The sequence below is a fragment of the Rhizobium leguminosarum genome, assembly GCF_004123835.1.
Taxonomy (GTDB): Bacteria; Pseudomonadota; Alphaproteobacteria; order Rhizobiales; family Rhizobiaceae; genus Rhizobium; species Rhizobium leguminosarum_M.
On the sequence record NZ_MZMU01000012.1, the window covers coordinates 994,320 to 1,016,389 of the forward strand.

The window sequence follows — 22,070 nt, forward strand, 5'->3', positions numbered from 1 at the left end:
AGCCGGATCGCAGCAACATGCCGGCCATTCGCCCGGCCGGAAGAGTGGAATGGAATTGATCGAGAAGCGGGTCGTCCTGCATTTCCCGGGCTTCGAGCCGCTTGACGGCGTTGCCCACAGGGCACGCTACGAGCGTTCGGCCAGGCAGAGTGCCGCCGTCTGGGGCTATTCGGTCGAGACGGGGCCAGTGGACGAGGGGAGCAATCCGGTCAGTTTCGAGGTCAGGACGGCTGAGAGGGTAGCGGCGCCCGAGGCAGGGACCGGTTCCCCCGGCTGGCAGACGAAGAGCCGGATCCATATGGTCGATCACGATACACTGGTGCGCAGGCTGCGTGCCGGGAACACGCTGAGCCAGATCATGGCAGGCTTCCGAAGCTGCGCCGAGATCATGCTGGAAGGCGGGACGCGGGGATATTTCCGCCATGCCTGGCGCTTCGGCCTGTTCTTCCTCTTCCCGTTCCTGCTGACGGCACTGGCAATCGCGCTGACGGCGCAGATCGCCATCCTGCCCTATGCTCTTAGCTTTTCGCCGTGGCACATGCTCTGGAGCGGACCGCTGGCGCTCTGTTTCTTCATCTTCGCCTTCCTGCCGTTTTCCGAACGCTTCCATACGCTGCATCTCTTTGCCGATTGGGAAATGGCCGTGGCGCTCGGCCGCATGGACCGGGCCGATTTCAACGACTGGCTGGAAGACCAGGCCATTGCCGTGCGTAAGGCGCTTGAGGAAGAGGCGGACGAATATGTGATCTCCTCGCACAGCATGGGATCGAGCGTCGCCGCCCATGTCATCGGCATATTGCTGGAAAGGGAGCCGCAGATATTCAAGGGCAAGCGCGTGGTCTTCGCCACGCTCGGCAGCGCCATCCTGCAATGTGCGCTCATGTCATCGGCAACGCTGCTTCGCGCCCGCGTCGGGCTGATCGCCCGCTGTCCCGAGATTTCCTGGCTCGACGTGCAGTGCCTGACGGATTCGATCAATTTCTACAAGGTGCCGGTCGTTGCCGTCTCCGGCCATGCGGATGCGCCTCAAGCGAAGATGATCCTGATCCGCGTCAAGCAGATGCTGACGCGAGAGCACTACCGCAAGATCCGCAAGGACCAGCTGCGCGTCCACCGGCAATATGTCCTTGGGCTCGATCTGCAGGCGCCCTTCGACTTCACGCTGCTGACATCCGGGCCGATGCCGGCCTCGGTCTTTGCCGATCCCGACGAAAAGAGAATGCCCGGCTGAGGGCCGGGCATCGTCATCCGGATTGCGTCGGGCTCTATTCCGGCGCGGAGGTCTGCAGGGCCAGAGCATGCAGTACGCCGCCCATATTGCCCTTCAGCGCCTCGTAGACCATCTGGTGCTGCTGCACGCGGCTCTTGCCGCGGAAGGCTTCGGCGACGACTTCGGCGGCGTAGTGATCGCCGTCGCCTGCCAGATCGCGGATCGTCACCTTGGCACCGGGAATCCCAGCCTTGATCATGTCTTCGATATCGCCGGGTTTCATGGCCATGATCGTTACTCCTTGCGCATCATTCCGCAGCAAGTTCGCCGCGGCCTTCCATAAAATCAGGGAACCACGATTCATGGGCATCGCGCAATTGCTGAATCGGCAGCGAGATGAGATCGCCGACGACGAGCGCCGTTCCCCAGACCGTGCCGAGACGGCGGAAGGGAACGCCGCCACCTTCTGCATTGACGCAGACGAAATCGGCAACATCGGCAGGCAACGTCAGGACGTAGCGCGCCTGATCCTCGCCGAAGAGCAGCGCATGCGGTGCACCCTTGCCTTCGCTCAGATCGATCGTCAGGCCTTTGCCCGAGGCCATCGCCATTTCGGCGAGCGCCACCGCAAGGCCGCCTGAGGAAATGTCGTGGCAGGCCGTCGCCTGGCCGTTGCGTATGACGGAGCGGACGAAATCGCCGTTGCGGCGCTCGGCGAACAGATCGACCTCCGGCGCCGGGCCTTCGGCACTGCCGAGCACGTCACGGAGATAGACGGACTGGCCGAGATGGCTGCCGTCGACGCCGATCATGATCACCTTATCGCCATCATTGGCAGCGCCGATGCGGGCCATCTTGCGCCAGTCCGGCAGCAGGCCGACGCCTGCGATCGTCGGGGTCGGCAGGATGGCGACGCCGTTTGTCTCGTTGTAGAGCGAAACGTTGCCGGAGACGATCGGGAAGTCGAGCGCGCGGCAGGCTTCGCCGATGCCCTTCACCGCCTGAACGAACTGGCCCATGATCTCGGGCTTTTCGGGATTGCCGAAGTTCAGATTGTCGGTGGCGGCGAGCGGTTCGGCGCCTGTCGCGGTGATGTTGCGCCAGCATTCGGCGACCGCCTGCTTGCCGCCTTCGAAGGGATCCGCCTCGACATAACGCGGAGTGACGTCGGAGGAGAAGGCGAGCGCCTTGGAGGGATGGCCGTCGACACGCACGACGCCGGCATCGCCGCCCGGAAGCTGCAGCGAATTGCCCTGGATCAGCGTGTCGTATTGCTCATAGACCCAGCGGCGGCTCGACTGGTTGGCGGAGCCGACGAGTTGCAGCAGCGCCTGGCCGTAATCTTCGGGTGCGGCGACGAGATTGGCGGGCAGGGGGGCGTGCTTGCCGGATTCGCGCCAGGGGCGGTCATATTCCGGCGCCTGGTCGCCGAGATCCTTGATCGGCAGGTTGGCGACTTCCTCGCCCTGATGCATGACGCGGAAGCGCAGATCGTCGGTCGTCCAGCCGACGATGGCAAAATCGAGGCCCCACTTGACGAAGATCGCCTTGGCTTCCTCTTCCTTCTCCGGCTGCAGCACCATGAGCATGCGCTCCTGGCTTTCCGACAGCATCATTTCGTAGGCCGTCATTCTCTCTTCGCGCACCGGCACCTTGTCGAGCTCGAGCAGGATACCGAGATCGCCCTTGGCGCCCATTTCGACGGCCGAGCAGGTGAGGCCGGCCGCACCCATATCCTGAATGGCGATGACGGCACCGGTCTGCATCAGCTCGAGGCAGGCTTCCAACAGGCACTTCTCGGTGAAGGGGTCGCCGACTTGAACGGTCGGGCGCTTCTCTTCGATCGATTCGTCGAATTCGGCCGATGCCATCGTCGCGCCGCCGACGCCGTCGCGGCCGGTCTTGGCGCCGAGATAGACGACCGGAAGACCGACGCCCTTGGCTTCGGACAGGAAGATGGCGTTGGACTTCGCAACACCGGCGGCAAAGGCGTTGACGAGGATGTTGCCGTTGTAGCGAGCGTCGAACTCGACTTCGCCGCCGACCGTCGGCACGCCGAAGGAATTGCCGTAGCCGCCGACGCCGGAAACGACGCCGGAGACGAGATGGCGGGTCTTCGGATGATCCGGCTCGCCGAAGCGCAGCGCGTTCATTGCGGCGATCGGGCGCGCACCCATGGTGAAGACGTCGCGCAGGATGCCGCCGACGCCGGTCGCAGCGCCCTGATAAGGCTCGATATAGGAGGGGTGGTTGTGGCTCTCCATCTTGAAGACGGCGCAATCGCCGTCATCGATGTCAACGACGCCGGCATTTTCGCCCGGGCCCTGGATGACACGCGGCCCCTTGGTCGGCAGGGTGCGCAACCATTTCTTCGAGGATTTGTAGGAGCAGTGCTCGTTCCACATGGCCGAGAAGATACCGAGCTCGGTGAAGGTCGGTTCGCGGCCGATCAGATCCAGAATACGCTGGTACTCGTCGGGCTTCAGGCCATGGCCCGCGATGAGTTCCGGCGTGATCGGGATGGTGTTTGGAATGGTCATGAGCTCTCGAAAGTCCCTGCCGTTGCGCGTTTTCCGCTCTTTAGCCTATGTAGGGACGGCGCGCGACAGGAAAATGCCCGCCGTCAACAGCGGGCAGCCAACTTCTTCCTCACGATGAAAAGTGGTCGCGGCTAGAATTTGTAGCCGATCTGCAGACCGGCGCGTGTCATGCCGTCGTTCGGCCCGTCGCAGAGATTGGCATGCGAGGAATGGGCGATCTGGGCCATGACATTCCAGTGGGCGTTGAAACGATAGCCGGCCCCCACATATTCGTGGAAGAGAACACGACAGCCGAGTTCCGGACCGTCATCATCGCCTTCGAGATCGCCGGTATGGATGACGCCACCGAAGCTGGCTTCGGCAAAGAGCTTCTCGTGAAATCGACCGTCCAGGTGAAGCCGGTGAAGAACTGGGTAGCCTCGCCCAACGTGCCGATCGAGGTGCCGAGATGGACACGTGGGTGCAGCAGCTGTTGCTGCCAGCCGACCGCCGTGTCGTAGCCGAAGGGATCGAAGAGAGCGGTAATCTCCGGAAAGACGCCGTCTTCCCTGGAATGGCCCGACTGCACCGAGGTCGAGACGCCGAACCGCAATTCATCGAATATCTGCTCGCCGGCAATTGCAGAGCCCGCAACCGAGACGGCGGCTGCCGCTGCCACTGATGCTATACTCAAAAAACGCAACGCGATCCTTCCGAAGTCGACCCTCATTTGCTGTCCTTTGATTCGCATCAGACGGGAACAACAAAGAGGTAACACGGAGGTTGAGTCGCTAAAGCGCTCCGAATAGACTCCGGCGTTTTTTCCGAATTATGACGTGTATTTGCAACACGTCATATTTCGCCGTCATAGGCGGATCCGCCATTTTCCAGCAGCCGGCGCAGGATCATCAGGCCCGAGATCAGTTCCTGCCCCGTCTTCGGCGAGGACAAACCGATGCGAACGCGGTGATAGGCTTTCTCGCCGCGGGCCGCCTTGAACTCGTCCTCATCGTCGACGAGCACACCGTCGCGGTAGGCGGCGTTCTTGAAGGTGCCTGACATCCAGGGCTCCGGCAGTTTCAGCCAGAGGAAGGGCGCGTGGAGGTGCGATTCGAAATCGAAACCCTGCAACTGCTCGCGGGCGAGCTGGACGCGCCTGGAAAGTTCTTTGACGCTCTCTTTGCGGATCTCGTGCGCCGTGCCGCTTTCGACGAGGCGCGCACAGGTCTCCGCCAGGATGAAGGGCAGGCCGCCGGTGATCATCCTATGCGTCACCCTGATGCGCTGGGCAAAATGCGGCGGGCAGGCGACCCAGCCGCCGCGCACGCCGGCGGCGACCGATTTCGACAGGCCGTTGACGAGGAAGGTGCGGTCGGGCGCGATCGAGGCGAGCAGCGGCGTATCGTCGTCGGCCATGCCGCCGTAGAGGTCGTCCTCGATCAGCCAGACGCTGTGTTTCCTGGCGATTGCGGCGATTGCCGCGCGCCGCTCATAGGGCATGATTGCCAGCGTCGGATTGTGGACGGTCGGCATCAGGAAGGCGATCTTCGGATGCTGCTGCTGGCAGAGCCGCTCGAAATCCTCGGGGATCACGCCCAGCTCATCGGAATCGACGGTCAGCGTGCGGCGGCCGAGAAGGCGGGCGCTGCGGCTGACCTGGGTATAGGTGAGATCCTCGAAGACGATCTTGTCGCCCGGCGCCGAGACGGCGGCGATGACGGCGATTGCTGCCGCATGGGCGCCGAGCGTCGGCACGATGTTTTCGACCTCCGGCGTCCAGCCGCTACGGGCAAGCCAGCGGCGGCCGGCCTCGAACCAGTTGCGCGGGAAACTTCGGGAATAGGAGGAGATTTCCGAGAGATGCTGCTCGCCGATCTCGGCGAGGATGCCAGCGATGATCTTGCCCTGGCCGAGATCGGGCGCGGCTGTGGTGTCGAAACGGATCTTGTTGGCAGGCGCATCCTGGACGCGAGTGCCGCCGAGCGAGACGGTCAGCGGATCGATCTGTTCCCCGGGCGGCGTTTCGGAACGGTTCAGCACATAGGTGCCGCGCCCCACTTCGCCGGCGACCAGGCCGCGCTCATGCACCAGCGCATAGGCGCGGCCGATCGTGCCGATCGTCACGCCAATATCGTAAGCAAGGTTGCGCTGCGGCGGCAGCTTGCTGCCGGCGGGAAGGGCGCCGCTTGCTATGGCGGATTCGATGCTGTCGGCAAGCCGGAGATAGACCGGCCCAGAACCGCGGGAAATATCGGGAAGCCAATTTGTCATGGTGACAATTGTATATATTGGCACATTGTATCGGTCAAGCGTATGAGTCAATTCCAATGGCAAGCCGAGAGGATTCCTGGAATGTCTGCCTTACCTGAGATCAAAATGCCGATTGTACCGATTGTCTCCTTTGAAGATAGAAGGCAGATCATCCTCCCCGACGCACCCGCCGTGGCGACGACGCGTTTGGAGCGAATCTGGGCGGCCATTCTTCTCTGGCATCAAAAGCGGGAAGGCCGGCGCGCGCTGAGAGGCCTGACGGCGACCGAACTCAAGGATATCGGAGTGTCACAGTCCGACGCGGCGCGCGAAGTCAGCAAGTCGTTCTTTTGGGACTGAAACGTGCCTTCGAAACTGACCGGGTCGATCAGCTGCAGGCCTTGTTGCCTGCCGACCAGCGATTGACGTCGGTGGTGATGCGGCCGGCGACGGGCTCCTGCATCATCGGCCCGAAGGCCTGCAGGCGCGACGGGCTTCCCTCGGCCTGAACGACGAGCAGCGGCCGGCTTTCCGGGCTGCCCTTGTGGACCAGCAGGATCCGCGGCCGGCCGGAGAAGGAATTGAGCTCCGGCGCGAGCTTGTAAGCAGCAAAGGCCGGATCACCCGATTTGAACCAGCAGGCATTGGCGCCGAGCGCCACCCGTTCCATCGTCGGCAGCGCGCCGCGGTTCGGGCCTGCCGTCGGTGCCGGCGTCTGGCAAGCTGCGAGCATGGCTGCGAGAGCGGTCAACAGGGCGGCGTTTGCGAGGCGAAGGCGCATCAATCTTGCTCCAGATCCGGACGGAAGGATTTTCGGGTGCATGCCGTTGCCCAAGACCGCCGCGCGGTTTTGGACGACGTGCAGGGCTCAGGCGGCGATGACGTCGAGCGCCGAGGCAAACAGGCCACGGCCGTCCGATCCGCCATGGGCGGCCTCGATCAGGTTCTCGGGATGCGGCATCATGCCGAGCACGTTGCCCTTTTCGTTCACGACGGCGGCGATATCATTGATCGAGCCGTTCGGGTTGGTGCCCTCGGCATAACGGAACACCACCTGGCCATTGCCTTCGATCGCGGCCAGCGTTCCTTCGTCGGCGAAATAATTGCCGTCATGATGGGCGACCGGGCAGCGAATGACCTGGCCCTGCGCATAGGCGCGGGTGAAATCCGTCTCGGCATTGACGACTTCGAGCCTGATCTCGCGGCAGACGAATTTCAGCGAGGAATTGCGCATCAGCGCGCCGGGCAGCAGGCCGGCCTCGACGAGGATCTGGAAGCCGTTGCAAACGCCGAGGACTTTCACGCCCTTTGAAGCCTTGTCGATGATCGCCTGCATGACCGGCATGCGGGCTGCGATCGCGCCGCAGCGCAGATAGTCGCCATAGGAAAAGCCGCCGGGAATGACGATCAGGTCGACATCGGGGATCTCGGTTTCCGTCTGCCAGATCGTCACCGGCGGCTGGCCGGAGATCTTGGTCAAGGCGGCGATCATGTCGCGGTCGCGGTTGAGGCCCGGAAGTTGAACGACGGCTGATTTCATGGGGTCCCTGCGTTTCGCGAAAGATATTGAACTGGAACGCTTTCTGCGAGCCATACTCCATTGTCGGAGACAAAGAAAGAATGACCCTCTGAAAACATGCGAGCCGCGTCGACACGCAGAATGATATGTTCACCCTTGCGGCGCACTGCGACGATTTTCGCCGTTTCGACATCTGCCGACAGATGAACGTGGTGCCGTTGCATCTTCTTCAAGCCTTCGCGCTCGATCGACTGCCAGCTCGTCAAAGACGTGCCGTGAAAAAGAGCCGCTGGCGGCTCGACCGGATTCAATGCGAGATCGACGTCGATGCTATGACCTTGGTTTGCGCGAATTCTGTTATCGGAGAGCGTGAAGCGCTTCTTTGGATTGTTTTCGACAATCTCGATGATCTCGGCGCGGGAAACGTCATATTTCGACGCCAACGCTTTTTCGAGCTCGTCGAACGAGACCCAACCCTCGCTATCAAGCGTCAAGCCCGCAGCTTCCGGCGCATGACGCAAAACATAGCTCATATATTTCGAGACTTCCGTCTCCAGCTTTGCTTTCATCATGACGCCAAATCCTCAAAGTCCGCCAGACGACGGGTCTGTGATCATCAGTCGATCGCGATTGCGTAATTCTCGATCACCGTGTTGGCGAGCAGTTTTTCGCACATGGCCTTGAGGTCGGCCTCGGCCTTGCCCTTATCGGCGCCTTCCAGCTCCAGGTCGAAGACCTTGCCCTGTCTTATATGGCCGACGCCCGAGAAGCCGAGGGCGCCAAGCGCACCCTCGATAGCCTTGCCCTGCGGATCGAGAACGCCGTTTTTCAGCGTGACGGTGACACGAGCCTTGATCACTTTGTCTTTCCTACCTTACTTGACGAGAACCGGGCCGGTGCCGCGCACGGGCTCGTTTTCATTGATGATGCCGAGACGGCGCGCGACTTCGGAATAGGCTTCGAGCAATCCGCCGAGGTCACGGCGGAAGCGGTCCTTGTCCATCTTCTCGTGGGTTTCGATATCCCAGAGCCGGCAGCTGTCCGGCGAGATTTCGTCGGCGAGGATGATGCGCATCATATCGCCTTCGAAGAGGCGGCCGCATTCGATCTTGAAATCGACGAGCTGGATGCCGACGCCGAGGAAGAGGCCGGTCATGAAGTCGTTGACGCGGATGGCAAGCGCCATGATGTCATCGAGTTCGGCGGGGTTTGCCCAGCCGAAGGCGGTGATGTGCTCTTCGGAGACCATCGGATCGTCGAGCGCGTCGGACTTGTAGTAGAATTCGATGATCGAGCGCGGCAGCACGACGCCTTCGTCGATGCCGAGGCGCTTGGCGAGAGAACCGGCCGCGACATTGCGCACGACGATCTCCAGCGGGATCATCTCCACTTCCTTGATCAACTGCTCGCGCATGTTCAGCCGGCGGATGAAATGAGTGGGGATGCCGATCTTGTTCAGATGGCTGAAAATATATTCGCAGATGCGGTTGTTGAGGACGCCCTTGCCATCGATGACTTCGTGCTTCTTCTTGTTGAAGGCAGTGGCATCGTCCTTGAAGAACTGGATCAAAGTGCCCGGTTCCGGGCCCTCATACAGAATCTTTGCCTTGCCCTCGTAAATACGGCGGCGACGGTTCATCGTGGTCATTCTCTGTTGTTGGCGCTCTTGGGATAGCGCGAGTGGATCGATCTCGTGGCGTCCCCTTAAAGGAAAAGAGAGGGTTTCACAATCCGCCTGTCGCTCCTTCCCTGGTTTCCGGATTTCGCGGCCCGGTTTCCGATTTTACGGAATACCGCCAAGAGAATCGAATGAATTCGCAAGACGAGTTTAGCGCTTTTTCCTCTACGGTGGAATGAAGGCGAAATGGCGAGCCGCTTATGCAGGTTTTTATTTGGCGGCTCTGCTTCGCAGCGCGCGACGAAGCTGCGCCTGCAAGGCGCGAGCGGCGATTTGCCCGTGGCGCCAGCTGCCGGAGCGGATGAAGGAGGGGATCTGCATGGCCGGCATCGGCCGGGCGAGCGCGAAGCCCTGCAGCGTGTCACAGTCGAGTTCTTCGAGGATGCGGATATGCTCCGCCGTCTCGACGCCCTCGGCGATGACCAGGATGTTCAGCGAGCGACCGATATCGATGATCGAGCCGACGAGTTTGCGCTGCTCGGCCGATTGCGGCAGCATGCGGATCAGCTCGCGGTCGATCTTCAGCGTCTTCGGGCTCAAGCGCAGCAGGCTTACGATCGAGGCATGGCCGGTGCCGAAATCGTCGATCTGAATGTCGATGCCGAGCTTGCGCAGCTTTTTCAGGTTGGCGACCACCGCCTCGTCGCAATCGTCGAGCGAGATCGATTCCAGCAGCTCGAAGGAGAACGTGCCGGGCTCGATCTTCAAGGCGCGGAGCTTCTTGCCGAGATCGGGATCGGCGAGCCGCCTGGCGGAGACGTTGACCGATACCTTCGGGATCGGCAGCCCGTCCTTCACCCACGTCTTACGGTCGGCAATGGCGCGCTCCAAGATGAGGGCGTCGATGGTCGAGACGACGTCGAGATCCTCGGCGATATCGAGGAAGCGATCGGGCGTCAGCAGCCCGTGCACCGGATGCTGCCAGCGTGCAAGCGTTTCGACACCTGCGACATCGAGCGTGCGGGCATCGAACTGCAGCTGATAGAAGGGCACGAATTCATTGCGTTCGAGGCCGATCAGGATCTCGTCGGCAAGGTGCTTGGCGGAGATGATGTCGCGGCGGGCAGCGGCCGAGAAGAATTCGAAGCGGTTGCGACCCAGGCCCTTGGCCCGATACAGCGCGATATCGGCGTCGAGCAGCATCTGCTTGGCGTCGAGCGTCGGTCCGCTATCGATGGCGATGCCGATGCTGGCGCCGAAACGGCAATCGTGCCCCTCATATCTGACGGGTTTGCGCAATTCGCGGATAACACGTTCGGCAAGGCCGGCGATCTTCTTCGACGCTGGATCGACGGCGCAGAGGATGACGAATTCATCGCCGCCGATGCGGGCGACGAAATCGGCGGCGCGGACGGAATTCCTCAGCACGCTTGCGGCATGCTGCAGCATGGCGTCGCCAGCCCGGTGGCCGAGCGTGTCGTTGATCTGCTTGAAGCGGTCGAGATCGATATGCAGGATCGCCAGCGCCAGGCCCTTTGCCCGGCATTCGGCCGAGCGCTCGCCCAGCATCTTGTCGAGATAGCGGCGGTTCGGCAGGCCGGTGAGATAATCGTGCAGCGCCAGGTGCTCGATACTCTCCTTGGCGGCTTCGAGCTCGCGGTTGCGGGCTTCCGCCAGATCCTTGGCGCGCCGCAGCTCGTTGCGGAGCGCGACTTCCTCGGTGACGTCCCAGTTGGCGCCGATCAGCTTGCGGTGGCCGTTGCCGTCGACGAAGAAGGCCGAGCGGGCGCGGATGACGCGTTCGGCTCCGTCGCCGCGAATGATGCGGTATTCCTGCTGGAAATCGCTTCCACTCTCGACGCTGCGGTCGGACAAGCCAAGCACGCGCTCGCGGTCGTCGGGATGCAGGCTTTTCGCCCAGGCGTCGCTGGCAATCTGGCGCGAGGCGCCCTGCAGTCCGTAAATGGCAATGAGGCGGTCGTCCCATTCGACGACATCATGCTCGATATCGGCCTCGAAAACGCCGATGCGGGAAATCTCCAGCGCCAGATCGAGCCGGCGCGACAAACGCGACAGCGTCTCCTCTGCTTCCTTGCGGGCGGTGATATCCGTATCCGTGCCGATGATACGCGTCGGCACGCCGTTCTCGTCCCATTCGACGCAGGCGCCGCGACACTCGATCCAGACCCAGTGGCCATCCTTATGGCGCTCGCGATATTCGAAGATCTGGAAGTTTGGATCGCCGGCGTTCTGCCGGTCGATTGCATGGACGACGAAATCGCGATCGTCGGGATGGACGAGCTGCAGCCAGGCGTCGTAATCGCCAGCGGCTTCCTCGTCGGGCGCCATGCCGCGCATGGTTTTCCACGTCGGCGAGTAATATTTCCGGTCGAGACGGTAGTTGTGATCCCATACGCCGAGGCCCGAGCCGACGAGCGCATGGTTCCAGCGGCTCTCCCGCTCGGCCAGGTCGGAATCGTCGGTTGCCCCATTGCCGATGCCTGCCTCAACCGCTGCGGCATCGCCATGCGGATCGCCGGCCTCTGTATGGGCTTTCTTCACGGGCATTCTCGCTTATCTCACCTCGGCGCAGTCTGCTGTCATTCCATTAAGAAAGACTTAGAAAGCACCTGCTCAACAAGCGAGGCGGCGTCTTTTCCGCAATCAGGCGGAGAGCCGGCCGAGGAACTGGGCAAGGACCATGGTGCCTTCGGGCCAGGGGCCGTGACCGGAATCGGCATTGATATGGCCGGCCTCGCCGGCATCGACGAGGAAGGAGCCCCAGCTGCTGGCGACATCGTCGGCATGCTCGTAGGTGCCGAACGGATCGTTGCGGCTGGCCACGGTTATCGACGGGAAGGGCAGCGGATCGCGCGGATAGGGGCCGAAGGTCATCAGGTGTTTCGGGCGGATGTCGGGATTGGCGACATCGGGCGGGGCGACGAGGAAAGCGCCCGCCACCCGGTTGCGGAAATGCGGGATGGCATGGATCACCGAGGGCACGCCCAGCGAATGGGCGACGAGAACGACCGGGCGGGTCGAGGCGTTCACTTCCTCGGCGATGCGGGCGATCCAATCCTCGCGGACCGGCTTTGTCCATTCGGCCTGTTCGACGCGGCGCGCCGTGCTGAGTTTTGCCTCCCAGCGGCTCTGCCAATGGCTCGGGCCGGAGTTGGTGTAACCGGGGATGATGAGGATATCTGCGTCTGAGGCTTTCATGATGCCGCCGATGTGAGAAAGCTGGTCCAAGATGTCAAGAGGGGGATGTCAAGGGAGGGAGCGACACAGGCCCTGAAAGTTGCTATATTCCTCCAGTGCCGGTTGCGGAATTCGTATCGGCTTGTCCGCCGATGCTGTCCGCCGCCGATCAGGTCTCGGCTGAGGAGGAGAAAGCCATGGCGGCATTTCACGTCATGACGGGTGCTGGCGAAAGCTTAGCGCGGCCCGTCGTCAATCGCATCGGTATCGCCGACGTCTTCGACGCGCTGAAGCGCGGATACGACGATTTCATGGAGAAACCGTCCCACTATGTGTTCCTGTGCCTGATGTACCCGATCGCCGGCGTCTTCCTGACGCTGTGGACCTCGGGCGCCAATCTTTTGCCGATGGTCTTCCCGCTGATGGCAGGTTTCGTGCTGATTGGCCCGATCGCGGCGATTGGCCTCTATGAGATCAGTCGCCGGCGCGAGGCCGGCCTCGACACCTCATGGAAGCATGCGCTCGACGTGCGCCATTCGCCGGCGCTGCCAGCGATCGTGGCGGTCGGACTGATGCTCTGCGGCCTCTTCGTCGTCTGGCTGGTGACGGCGCAGACGCTCTACAGCAATCTGCTCGGCGAGGTCTTTCCGCGCAGCATGGCGGACTTTTTCCGCCAGGTCTTCGGCACGTCAGAGGGCATGCAGTTGATCATCTGGGGCAATCTCATCGGCTTCGTCTTTGCTCTCGTCGTGCTGGCGATGACCGTCATCACCTTTCCGCTGCTGCTCGACCGCGATGTCGGGGCGGTCGCTGCCGTCACGGCGTCGATCCGCGCGACTATTCTCAATCCGGTGCCGGTGCTGCTCTGGGGCCTGATCGTCGCCGCGCTGCTCGTCATCGGCACGATCCCGGTCTTTGCCGGGCTTGCGCTCGTCATCCCGATCCTCGGTCATGCGACCTGGCATCTCTATCGCAAGCTTATTGCGCGGGAAGCCACCGTGTAACCACGGCCCTGCCTGCGGGGAATCCCGCCCCCGGGAATCTCGGATCCCTGGGGGAATCTGAGATCCCTGGGAACCTCGAACTTGCCTCGGAGTTTGTTTAGCCGAGAGCATGATGTCGTCGACATTATGCTCTCGGGACTTTGCGGGAGGATCTTTGAGGTGATGATGAAGCATCTGTTTGCCCACTTCGCAACAAAAGTATCGGAATGGGCGGGCAAACCCGTCATCTTCATCCTGGCGCTGATCGCCGTCGTCATCTGGGCGGCACTCGGCCCCTTCTTCGATTATTCGGAAACCTGGCAGCTGGTCATCAATACCGGCACGACGATCGTCACTTTCCTGATGGTCTTCGTGCTGCAGAACGCCCAGACGCGCGACACACGGGCGATTCAGGCCAAGCTCAACGAAATCATCCTGACCAGCCATGCCGAGAACCGTTTCATCGGCATCGAGAATCTCGACGAGGAGGAGCTGAAACGTCTCGACCAGCTGGTCGCCAAGGCCGCAAAGGGCAGGGGCGAGAGCGAGGCTTGCAGGACAGAGGAGTCAACCGAAGCAGCAAATGCGGCGCCGTCGAAAAAGGCGGAGGCGCGCAAACGACGGGTTTCGGCCAAGCCGGTGAAGCAGAGATAGAGATCGGTCGGTTATTTTTTATGGGCTTACCGACTGCCTGCGATCACAATGCGGAGGTATTCTCCCTCTTGATGAGCTTGGGCATGTCCCCCAGCAAGGAGAAGGAGGGCCGAACAATGAAAATCCCGTGTCGCATGTTCACGGGAGTTCTCACAGTATCGAAGTTTGGTTATTGGCCAGGCGGCGTCATGAGATCACGATGCCGGCTACCATCGCAGCATGACTATTCCACAACAGTGATATTCAGCACACCTTCATCGACATGGCCGTTTTTATCGGATGTGCGAACAACAATTCTGTCCTTGCCGACAAAGCCCCTGTCAGACGTGTAGTACCCTACCGTCGAAAGTACCTTTGTGCCATTGCACTTCTTATATTCGCCCTTGCCATTGGGGAACGCGAGTTCGCGCAGGCTCTCCACTTTGCCATGCTTCGGGGCCTCGCGGATGCGGACCTCTGGTACTGCTTTGGCGCTGCAGTCAGGATTGAGGCTGAAGGCGACACCAAGCTTGGTGCGCTCACCGCTTGCCACGGTGATATTTTTTTGATGACGCGACAATCCATCCGGACCGGTGGTCGTGCAACTGGCCAACGCTGCACTGACGCACATCGTGGCAACCGACAGAATAAATGCTTTCTTCACTAGAACCTCTGTTGTCATTGTTGATCTCGTATTTTGGGCGGCAGGCGTCACTGCGTCAGCGGCTGAATCCGGTCAGCGAACCGTGAACTCGTCGGACACAGGCCTCATCGCTCCTGCATCGCTTCAGATACGATCTCGGCCAACGGCGAATAGAGTTAATCAAGGATACGCCGGCTGCCGGTCTTGACCTCGACGCTGACGGACAAAGCTGCGGTATTGGCTTCAGATGCATTCCGTACGATAAAGTCTGTCGTTTCCCGTGTGAACAGCGATGTCGGGTCTGCCATGGTATATCTCCTTTGAAATTTAGCCGTTTTCAATTAAATAGATGACCAGAGCGGTCCACGCTGAGCCAAGTACAAATACTACCGACCAGATACACATTAGCTGCTTTACTACATCATCCCTATTCCTCAAGAGAAGCAAGAATCCAGCAAGTATCATCAGCGGATAAACCTGTGGAGATATCAATAGCATTCCTGCCAAAGGGCCACGAAACCGAATAATATCGGAAAGTTCTTCGTTTACGCTTTCGTAATATGCTGCTTGCCTGTGAAGGCAGTAAAAAGAAATAAAATAAGCGACAGACAATATTATTATTGATCTTCTTGCTAAATGAATTTTATTCACGCTTTTCCCCCAATAGACACGCCATTCGACAGTGGTGTGAGTAATCCATTGCCGAAGCGAACGAAGGCTTCGGAACATCGGACCAAAAAGAAATGTGTCAGCCGCGAGTGCAACCATTTCATTATGCAAATCAGGCGGGACATTGAAAGGTTGCGCAACCACGCAAAGAAGCAGGAACAAAAAGTGGAACGGCGATCTCGGTATTCTTCTCGAGCATAGGCAGGACCATTAAAGTCGGCAGCAGCGTCCGCGAGGAAGGATAAGCGACGTCGATCGAAGAAGGAATGCTTTTCAGATTGATCGCAGCGTCCTTTGCAGGGCTAAAGTCTTTTGCTTTGCGCCACTCCCGCCAAAAACAGTGACGATGCTGTGGGACCGTGCTGACTTACTTCTTTCCAAGCGGTCGGCCAGAACCACGCTTTTCTGATCTCCGGGTGGGCTTCAGCCAAAAGAGCCTGGGCATCCATGCCGAGAACCGTTTCATCGCATCGAAAATCTCGACGAGGAAGAGCTGAAACGGCTCGACGAGCTGGTCGCCAAGGTCGCCAAAGGCAGGGAGCGGAGGCAGCGAATGCAGGACCGTCGAAAAAGGCGGAGGCACGCAAGCGTCCTGTGGTTGCCAAAGCACCGAAGCAAAAACAACGGCCGCTTGAGAAAGCTAAACTGTGAAATACGATCGGCAATTATATTAAGTTCATTAAATCCAACTCCGTAGGGGAAAATGAACGACTCCCTTCTTAGAGAGCCGCAGGTCGAACTGTTCTTTCAGGCTTATTTCATAGGAATGGCACTAGGTCATTTGCCATTTTTCTTCGACGATATCGGCTTTATCGCGTTTATTCTAAAGTTTATTGTTTCGCTACCAATCGTTTTTGTATTGTTTATTTTTTATCGCGTTAAATACATTGAAATAAATTCACGGCCATTTCTTTGGTCATCAATCATTTTTATAGTAACTTTTTTGCTGATTGTGGCGGCCTTCTTGTTGTTGTCAGGTGGAAGTATTCAGAGGCTGGCCTTGTTAGCTTTTTTCCTAATTATTTCTCTGCCTTCTGTCCTTGTCGCATGCATCTACTTCACAGTTATGATCAGGCTGCGATTGAGGGGAAAAGCCGTTCGATAGATTCTCGACGGAGAGGTGTGCCGGCAGAAAAACGGCGCCCGCACGGGCGCCGCTATATCGTTGATTGCAGATCGCTCAGGCGTTGCCAAAGACGCGGCGGAAGATCGTGTCGACGTGTTTGGTATGGTAGCCGAGGTCGAATTTTTCGCGGATGTCTTCCTCGGAGAGGGCAGCGCGGACTTCGGCGTCGGCAAGCAGCTCCTCCAGAAAATCCTTGCCCTGTTCCCATACCTTCATGGCGTTGCGCTGCACCAGGCGGTAGGCGTCCTCGCGGGAGGTGCCGGCCTGGGTCAGTGCCAGCAGGACACGCTGCGAATGGACGAGGCCGCGGAACTTGTTGAGGTTCTTTTCCATGTTCTCAGGGTAGACCAGCAGCTTCTCGATGACGCCGGCAAGCCGCGACAGGGCGAAATCGAGCGTCACTGTGGCATCGGGGCCGATCATGCGCTCGACCGAGGAATGCGAGATATCGCGCTCGTGCCAGAGGGCGACGTTTTCCATCGCCGGCATGGCGTAGGATCGGACCATGCGGGCAAGGCCCGTCAGGTTTTCGGTCAGAACCGGGTTGCGCTTGTGCGGCATGGCCGAAGAGCCCTTCTGGCCGGGCGAGAAATATTCCTCGGCCTCCAGCACCTCGGTGCGCTGCAGGTGGCGGATTTCGGTCGCCAGCCGCTCGATCGACGAGGCAACGACGCCAAGGGTGGCGAAATACATGGCGTGGCGGTCACGCGGGATGACCTGCGTCGAGACCGGCTCGGCCTTCAGGCCAAGCGCCTCGGCGACATGTTCCTCGACGCGCGGATCGATATTGGCGAAGGTGCCGACGGCGCCCGAGATGGCGCAGGTCGCGACTTCCTCGCGGGCGGCGACGAGGCGCTGGCGGCAGCGCTCGAATTCGGCATAGGCGAGCGCCAGCTTGACACCGAAGGTGGTGGGCTCGGCATGGATGCCGTGCGAACGGCCGATGGTGACGGTGTCCTTGTGTTCGAAGGCGCGGCTTTTCAGCGCCTCTAGCAGCCGGTCGATATCGGCAAGCAGAATGTCGGTGGCGCGCACCAGCTGGACGTTGAAGCAGGTGTCGAGCACGTCGGACGAGGTCATGCCCTGGTGGACGAAGCGCGCATCCGGGCCGACGATCTCGGCGAGGTGGGTAAGGAAGGCGATGACGTCATGCTTGGTGACGGCCTCGATCTCATCGATGCGGTCAACGTCGAAGGTGGCGGCGCCGCCTTTCTCCCAGATCGTCTTTGCCGCCGATTTCGGGATGACGCCGAGTTCGGCCAGCGCGTCGCAGGCATGCGCCTCGATCTCGAACCAGATGCGGAACTTGGTTTCGGGAGACCAGATGGCGACCATTTCGGGCCGGGAATAACGCGGGATCATGGGCGGCTGCCTTCACTTCAAGAGGTTTGAGCGTCTAAGACGCAATTCCGGACGCAAAACCGCTGGGCACTTTTGCTGAAATTGCTTTAGGCCCCTGTAGCAAAGACGGGCGGCAATCTCAACGCATGCGTTTGGCAAGATGATAGCTGCTTGCGACAAGACAGACGAGGCCGAGCGGCAGGAAGAGGCGCAGGCCGATCACCAGGAACTGATAGACGGCGCTGATACTGGTGAAGACGAACTGGAAGGCCCAGACGATACTGCCGAAAGGCGCATGCCAGCGCGCATAGAACATCCGGTATTCCATGGCGAAGAGGAAGGCGGTCATCAGGATCGTGGCCGCTGTCAGCGTCACGAAAAAAGCGGCAAAACGCGTTTCCAGCGGCCTGTCAAAGGCGAGGAAGCGGGCGACCGGCAGGGCAAACGGCCAGGCAAACAGGCCGCCGGCGAAATAGAGTGCTGCGACCTCGGCAAGGCGGCTCGTCTGCAGGCCATTGCGCAGGTAAAGGCCGAGCATGGCGGCGGCGAGCATCTGCATGCCCCAAAGCAACGCACCGGCGATCAGGTCAGGGTAGGGCGGCCGTGCAGCTCTTAGACGATCCATCCGGGGGCGATCCGTCCTTGGGCGATCCATGGCTCAGGGATGAACCGGGACGGCAATCCAGCGTCCGTTCCTGTCGGCATCGAAGGCCAGGACGAGGGCGATGTGAACCTGGTTTCCGCCTTCCGGCTGATAGACCACGGCGCCGCCGATCCGGTATTCGACGGAACATACGCGCTCGGCCGGAACTGCAGTGGCCTGGCGCGCCGCCTGCCGGTTCGGAGCGCCTTCCTTTTCGATCATCTGCAGGCTGAAGCCGATGACCCGTTTGTTGACCGCAGCGCAATCCTTCGGCGTCGGGACCGGCATTTCGCCGAGCGAGAGCGTATAGGGCGATTTCGGCGGACCATCAGTCGCAAGCGTCGTGTACCGGATCGTCTTCGAAGGGGAGCCGAGTTCGGTCGGCGGATTGAAGGCGGCGATCAGGCCGGGATTGGTCAGAAGATCGTATTTGTCCATCTGGCTGCGCGCCGCCGTCAGGTTCTGCCGCCGCGCCTTGGAGAGATTGGCGTCCTTGTCGGTCAGTTCAGTATGGAAGGGTGTGGCCTCGAGATAGTGGCCGTCTTCGGTATCGATGAAATAGGTGTTGGAGTAGGGAAGGTTGCCGCTCTCCTCGATGCCGAACTCCTGAAATCCGAAGACCTTGCCGTCGGCGGAAAAGCCGATCGGCTGAATATTGGCGATATCGCCGGCAAGTGACAGGCCGGGCAGGCCGGCAAATGCGGCAGCAAGCATGCCACCGATGATCAGACGTTTTTTCATGCTCGTGCCCCTTCGGCTGCCTGACGCAGATCGGCGACAGTCCGGCGATAATCCTCGACCGTATCGCCCTTGAAAATTGCCGATCCGGCGACGAGGACGTTGCCGCCCGCCCGCGCGATATCAGGCGCCGTTTCCACCGTGACGCCGCCATCGACCTCGAGTTCGATCGGCCGATCACCGATCAGTGACTTTGCCGCCGCGATCTTCTTCGCCATCGCCGGAATGAACTTCTGCCCACCGAAGCCGGGATTGACCGACATGATCAAGATGAGATCGACATCATCGAGCACGTTCTCGATGGCGCTGAGCGGTGTCGCCGGATTGATCGTCACTCCGACCTTCTTGCCGAGATTGCGGATGGTCTGCAGCGAACGGTGCAGATGCGGTCCGGCTTCGGCATGGACGGTGATACGGTCGCAGCCGGCCTTGGCGAAGGCTTCGAGATAGTCGTCTACCGGCGAGATCATCAGGTGGCAGTCGAAGGTGGCTGATGTATAGGAGCGAAGCGACTTGATGACATCGGGGCCGAAGGAGATGTTCGGCACGAAATGCCCGTCCATCACGTCGAGATGAATCCAGTCGGCGCCGGCGGCCGTCACGTCGCGCACCTCCTCGCCGAGCCTGGCGAAATCCGCCGCGAGGATCGAGGGGGCAATGCGAATGGGCAGCGTCATCAAATCTTACTCCGTATGGGCCGCCATTTGAGCGCGGGGCCCGAATTCAAGGCCGGCGCGCCGCTCATTGCGTCGGCGCGGCAGGTGGAAAAAAGCCGTTGCCCCGCCATTCGAGCAGGCGGTAGGGGTTTTGCGAAAGTTCATGCGCACCGGTGAAGGCAATTGTGCCGACCGGCGTCTGGAATGTCGCGTCGAGAAGTGCCTCCTGGAGTGGCTTGCCCGCCGCAGCGGCGGCTTGTCCCGCCTGGCCGGCAATGAGGGCGGCGGCCAGCGACGGCAGGACATAACCTTCCGGCTCGATGCCTTTGGCGCGCAGCGCGTCGGCCGCAGCCGTGCCTTCCGGCAGGATAGCGTATTCTGGCAGGGCGACGGCGCGCACGCCGGCATCAAGCGGCAGCGGCTGGTCGGCAGCGCGCATAGCATCGCCGCCGAGGATGGACAGCTGGATGTTCTCGGCCTTGGCGTCGCGGGCGATGACGGCGACGTCGTTGCGGTCGCCGCCGATGAAGACCCTGGTGGCGCCGGCCCGTTTCAGGCGGCGGACGAGGGCGATCTGCTGTTCCTGTCCCGGCCGGTAGGTGTCGGTAAAGACCGGCTTCAGGCCGTTCTGCTCCAGTGCATTGCGTACCGCTTCCGTCAGTTCGCGACCATGGATGGTACCGTCCTCGATCAGGGCGATCGGATCGGCGGCCCAGTCTTTCAGGATCACCTCGATGACCTTTGCCGCCTCGGCACCGTCGGCGGGCGCCGCCCGGAAAAGCGGCCAGCCGTTCTTCAGCGCATCCTCCATCAGGATGCGGGAGCGCACGGAGACGGTGATCGCCGGAATATTGGCGTCCTTCAGCTTCGGCAGCGCGCCTTCCAGCGTCTCGCTGCAGAGAAAGCCGACCGCGACCTGCACCTTGGCATTGACAAGCGCATCGGCGACCGCGGCACCACTATTGTCCTCGCAGGTCTCGTTGATGGCGACGAGGGTATTTCCGGACTGTTGGATCTCGAAACCGGCGCCGGCGGCAATCTGGGCGCCGAGGAGGGCGAGCGGTCCGTTCTGAGGGGCGACGACACCGATCGTCACGCCGGCCGCATGGCTTTCAGCCGCCGCTCCCAGCAGCGCCAGAAAAGCTGCTATGCCACGCAGGTTGATCATGAAAGGCGGAGATCCCTAGCCATCGTCCATGCCCTTTTATCCGCAAGGCCGCGATCGTCAAAGAAAAACAAGCGCAACACAGCGCTTTTCACCGGTCCTATTGTAGAAAAGGTAACCGATGCTCGCCATATTGGCGCGATGGCAAGACAATCCAGGCATAAAGCGCGCGCACGGAGAAGCAGGTGTTGAACAGGCAGCATATCGACCCCGGCCTTTATCGCGATGCCATGAGCCGGTATGCCGGCCATGTGCAGCTCGTGACGACGGCGATGGGCGAGTTGCGTCGCGGCGTCACCATCACCGCCGCCTGCTCGGTCTCGGACAATCCGGCCTCGGTGCTGATCTGCCTCAACAACACCAATCCGAAGAACGAGATCTTCTTCCGTAGCGGCGTCTTCGTGCTCAACACGCTTGGCGCCCATCACCAGGCCGTTGCCGACGCTTTCTCCGGGCGCACCGCGCTTACCAATGACGACCGCTTCGCCAGCGCCCGTTTCGACACACTCGTCACCGGCGCGCCGGTTCTCTTCGATGCGCTCGCCGCCTTCGATTGCCGGGTGATCGACATCAAGGAAATGCCGACGCACAATGTCATCTTCGGCGAGGTCGCGGCTGTCCGCTTCAGCGAAAAACACCCGGCGCTGATCTATTTGAACCGGGATTATCACGCGCTGTAATCCGGCTTGCGAATTCGAGGAAGCAGAGAATGGACAATGCCGGGATCGAGGAAATGTTTCAAGGGCTTGGCCCCGTCACCGTCAAGCGCATGTTCGGCGGCAAAGGCATCTATCATCTCGGGCGCATCATCGCGCTCGAAGTGCGCGACGAAATGCTGCTGAAGGCCGACGAGACGAGCGCCCCGGAGTTTGCCGCCGCCGGCGCCACGCAATGGACTTATGAGGGCAAAAAGGGCAAGCCGGTAAAAATGCCCTACTGGTCGATCCCCGACGAGGCCTACGACGATCCCGATCTGATGGCGAAATGGGTGCGGCTTGCCTATGAGGCGTCGCTTCGCGCCGAATAGCTAGATGTGGAGCCTCAACAGGTTGTCTCGGTTGAGACCGAGGCGACCGATGGGTGTTTTTGATTTCAGGCTACCATGAGGACGATGCCAATTGTACATGTGGGTCCAGTTTGGCAGATGGGCTTTTCGGTG

25 protein-coding genes and 2 pseudogenes are annotated in these 22,070 nt (G+C 60.7%); 8 read left to right on the forward strand and 19 right to left on the reverse strand.

Translation table 11 applies throughout. The features are described from left to right. Window positions 1-49: 49 nt before the first annotated feature. A complete protein-coding gene (locus tag B5P46_RS21665; RefSeq protein WP_129420493.1) occupies window positions 50-1,231 on the forward strand; it encodes a hypothetical protein in 1,182 nt (393 codons plus the stop codon). A 34-nt stretch (window positions 1,232-1,265) separates the two neighbouring features. On the opposite strand, the gene B5P46_RS21670 is transcribed toward B5P46_RS21665, so the two are convergent. From B5P46_RS21670 to B5P46_RS21685, 4 genes and pseudogenes are all read right to left on the reverse strand, one after another. Beyond that, a complete protein-coding gene (locus B5P46_RS21670) occupies window positions 1,266-1,499 on the reverse strand; it encodes a BolA/IbaG family iron-sulfur metabolism protein (protein ID WP_003540079.1) in 234 nt (77 codons plus the stop codon). A 19-nt stretch (window positions 1,500-1,518) separates the two neighbouring features. Next, a complete protein-coding gene (gene purL, locus B5P46_RS21675) occupies window positions 1,519-3,750 on the reverse strand; it encodes a phosphoribosylformylglycinamidine synthase subunit PurL (RefSeq protein ID WP_129420494.1) in 2,232 nt (743 codons plus the stop codon). Window positions 3,751-3,881: 131 nt separating this feature from the next. After that, window positions 3,882-4,459: pseudogene (locus B5P46_RS21680) on the reverse strand (acyloxyacyl hydrolase). 122 nt (window positions 4,460-4,581) lie between these two features. Further along, window positions 4,582-6,000, reverse strand: coding sequence for a PLP-dependent aminotransferase family protein (locus B5P46_RS21685; protein ID WP_129420495.1), 1,419 nt, complete (start codon window positions 5,998-6,000; stop codon window positions 4,582-4,584). Window positions 6,001-6,081: 81 nt separating this feature from the next. Between B5P46_RS21685 and B5P46_RS21690 the strand changes: the two genes are divergently transcribed. Next, a complete protein-coding gene (locus B5P46_RS21690) occupies window positions 6,082-6,339 on the forward strand; it encodes a DUF1127 domain-containing protein (protein ID WP_129420496.1) in 258 nt (85 codons plus the stop codon). Window positions 6,340-6,367: 28 nt separating this feature from the next. On the opposite strand, the gene B5P46_RS21695 is transcribed toward B5P46_RS21690, so the two are convergent. The 7 genes from B5P46_RS21695 to B5P46_RS21725 form a co-directional block, all read right to left on the reverse strand. Next, on the reverse strand, window positions 6,368-6,760 hold the full coding sequence (locus B5P46_RS21695; protein ID WP_129420497.1) for a hypothetical protein: 393 nt from the start codon (window positions 6,758-6,760) through the stop codon (window positions 6,368-6,370). An 87-nt stretch (window positions 6,761-6,847) separates the two neighbouring features. Further along, window positions 6,848-7,519, reverse strand: a complete 672-nt coding sequence (purQ, locus tag B5P46_RS21700) for a phosphoribosylformylglycinamidine synthase subunit PurQ (RefSeq protein ID WP_129420498.1) — start codon at window positions 7,517-7,519, stop codon at window positions 6,848-6,850. Next, window positions 7,516-8,070: an RNA 2'-phosphotransferase gene (locus tag B5P46_RS21705; protein WP_129420499.1), complete on the reverse strand. Its 555-nt coding sequence runs from the start codon at window positions 8,068-8,070 to the stop codon at window positions 7,516-7,518. Before B5P46_RS21705 ends, purQ begins: the two co-directional genes overlap by 4 nt. Before the next feature lie 44 nt (window positions 8,071-8,114). Then, the gene (gene purS / locus B5P46_RS21710; RefSeq protein ID WP_018072257.1) at window positions 8,115-8,357 is read right to left on the reverse strand and encodes a phosphoribosylformylglycinamidine synthase subunit PurS; all 243 of its coding nucleotides are present in this window, start codon (window positions 8,355-8,357) and stop codon (window positions 8,115-8,117) included. 15 nt (window positions 8,358-8,372) lie between these two features. Continuing rightward, window positions 8,373-9,137 (reverse strand): phosphoribosylaminoimidazolesuccinocarboxamide synthase, encoded by a 765-nt coding sequence (gene purC / locus B5P46_RS21715; RefSeq protein ID WP_003540062.1) that lies wholly within the window; start codon window positions 9,135-9,137, stop codon window positions 8,373-8,375. Between the two features lie 249 nt (window positions 9,138-9,386). Beyond that, window positions 9,387-11,684, reverse strand: coding sequence for a bifunctional diguanylate cyclase/phosphodiesterase (locus B5P46_RS21720; RefSeq protein WP_129420500.1), 2,298 nt, complete (start codon window positions 11,682-11,684; stop codon window positions 9,387-9,389). Window positions 11,685-11,780: 96 nt separating this feature from the next. Then, window positions 11,781-12,335, reverse strand: coding sequence for an RBBP9/YdeN family alpha/beta hydrolase (locus B5P46_RS21725; protein WP_129420501.1), 555 nt, complete (start codon window positions 12,333-12,335; stop codon window positions 11,781-11,783). Between the two features lie 176 nt (window positions 12,336-12,511). On the opposite strand from B5P46_RS21725, the gene B5P46_RS21730 reads away from it, so the two are divergent. Both B5P46_RS21730 and B5P46_RS21735 read left to right on the forward strand, forming a co-directional pair. Continuing rightward, window positions 12,512-13,318: a DUF2189 domain-containing protein gene (locus tag B5P46_RS21730; protein WP_129420502.1), complete on the forward strand. Its 807-nt coding sequence runs from the start codon at window positions 12,512-12,514 to the stop codon at window positions 13,316-13,318. A gap of 165 nt (window positions 13,319-13,483) precedes the next feature. Next, entirely contained in the window at window positions 13,484-13,951 is a 468-nt protein-coding gene (locus tag B5P46_RS21735; RefSeq protein ID WP_129420556.1) for a low affinity iron permease family protein, read from the forward strand. A gap of 223 nt (window positions 13,952-14,174) precedes the next feature. Here the strand turns inward: B5P46_RS21735 and B5P46_RS21740 are convergent, their stop codons facing one another. Together B5P46_RS21740 and B5P46_RS35290 are read right to left on the reverse strand one after the other, a co-directional pair. Further along, window positions 14,175-14,612, reverse strand: coding sequence for a hypothetical protein (locus B5P46_RS21740; protein ID WP_245456207.1), 438 nt, complete (start codon window positions 14,610-14,612; stop codon window positions 14,175-14,177). A gap of 137 nt (window positions 14,613-14,749) precedes the next feature. Beyond that, complete coding sequence (locus B5P46_RS35290) at window positions 14,750-14,881, reverse strand: hypothetical protein (RefSeq protein WP_281023489.1); 132 nt, start codon at window positions 14,879-14,881, stop codon at window positions 14,750-14,752. 807 nt (window positions 14,882-15,688) lie between these two features. Between B5P46_RS35290 and B5P46_RS35000 the strand changes: the two are divergent. Then, window positions 15,689-15,893, forward strand: a pseudogene (locus tag B5P46_RS35000) (low affinity iron permease family protein); the annotation flags it as partial. A 52-nt stretch (window positions 15,894-15,945) separates the two neighbouring features. Further along, window positions 15,946-16,347, forward strand: coding sequence for a hypothetical protein (locus tag B5P46_RS21750; protein WP_129420503.1), 402 nt, complete (start codon window positions 15,946-15,948; stop codon window positions 16,345-16,347). A 75-nt stretch (window positions 16,348-16,422) separates the two neighbouring features. Here B5P46_RS21750 and purB read toward each other — a convergent pair whose 3' ends face one another. The 5 genes from purB to B5P46_RS21775 form a co-directional block, all read right to left on the reverse strand. Beyond that, window positions 16,423-17,730 carry an adenylosuccinate lyase gene (gene purB / locus B5P46_RS21755; protein WP_018072252.1) on the reverse strand — a complete coding sequence of 436 codons (1,308 nt, stop codon included), beginning with the start codon at window positions 17,728-17,730 and terminating at the stop codon, window positions 16,423-16,425. A gap of 118 nt (window positions 17,731-17,848) precedes the next feature. Further along, window positions 17,849-18,334, reverse strand: coding sequence for a hypothetical protein (locus B5P46_RS21760; RefSeq protein ID WP_129420504.1), 486 nt, complete (start codon window positions 18,332-18,334; stop codon window positions 17,849-17,851). Between the two features lie 33 nt (window positions 18,335-18,367). Then, a complete protein-coding gene (locus B5P46_RS21765; protein ID WP_129420505.1) occupies window positions 18,368-19,093 on the reverse strand; it encodes a DUF2259 domain-containing protein in 726 nt (241 codons plus the stop codon). After that, entirely contained in the window at window positions 19,090-19,767 is a 678-nt protein-coding gene (gene rpe / locus B5P46_RS21770) for a ribulose-phosphate 3-epimerase (RefSeq protein ID WP_003559730.1), read from the reverse strand. Before rpe ends, B5P46_RS21765 begins: the two co-directional genes overlap by 4 nt. Window positions 19,768-19,831: 64 nt before the next feature. After that, window positions 19,832-20,914, reverse strand: a complete 1,083-nt coding sequence (locus tag B5P46_RS21775) for a branched-chain amino acid ABC transporter substrate-binding protein (protein ID WP_129420506.1) — start codon at window positions 20,912-20,914, stop codon at window positions 19,832-19,834. Between the two features lie 182 nt (window positions 20,915-21,096). Here B5P46_RS21775 and B5P46_RS21780 point away from each other — a divergent pair, with 182 nt between their 5' ends. Together B5P46_RS21780 and B5P46_RS21785 are read left to right on the forward strand one after the other, a co-directional pair. Continuing rightward, the gene (locus tag B5P46_RS21780; protein ID WP_094085862.1) at window positions 21,097-21,591 is read left to right on the forward strand and encodes a flavin reductase; all 495 of its coding nucleotides are present in this window, start codon (window positions 21,097-21,099) and stop codon (window positions 21,589-21,591) included. A gap of 29 nt (window positions 21,592-21,620) precedes the next feature. After that, window positions 21,621-21,938 (forward strand): TfoX/Sxy family protein, encoded by a 318-nt coding sequence (locus B5P46_RS21785; protein ID WP_003540033.1) that lies wholly within the window; start codon window positions 21,621-21,623, stop codon window positions 21,936-21,938. On the opposite strand, the gene B5P46_RS21790 is transcribed toward B5P46_RS21785, so the two are convergent. Then, on the reverse strand, window positions 21,939-22,070 hold a 132-nt coding region (locus B5P46_RS21790), incomplete at its 5' end, for a transposase (RefSeq protein ID WP_164986507.1).